General features: G+C 67.8%; 1 protein-coding gene. It reads right to left on the bottom strand.

The annotated features are described in order from the left end of the window. Positions 1 to 23 precede the first annotated feature (23 nt). The coding region (locus tag CVH10_RS23380; RefSeq protein ID WP_219925064.1) for an FAD-binding domain-containing protein at positions 24 to 245 on the bottom strand (222 nt) is incomplete at its 5' end.

The following is a 245-nucleotide window of genomic DNA, read 5'->3' as shown; positions in this document are numbered from 1 at the left end:
ATGACGTCCTGCAGCTTTTCAGCCTAATCGCGCGTCGCGACCTTGCGCACCACGCCGTAGCGCTGCAGCGTGCGCTCGCGCGCCTCGGCGTGGTCGACGATCGGCTTGGGGTAGTGCTCACCGAGCGTCAGCCCTGCCGCTTCCAGCTCGACCGGTGAGGCGGTCCAGGGCGCGTGGATGACCTTGTCCGACAGCTTGGCGAGCTGCGGCAGGTAGCGCCGGATGAACTTGCCCTCGGGGTCGAA

Source organism: Halomonas sp. ND22Bw (assembly GCF_003011945.1).
GTDB lineage: Bacteria > Pseudomonadota > Gammaproteobacteria > Pseudomonadales > Halomonadaceae > Halomonas > Halomonas halophila.
The sequence above is the reverse complement of the archived record's forward strand: the minus strand, read 5'-3'. Positions and strand labels throughout refer to the sequence as shown.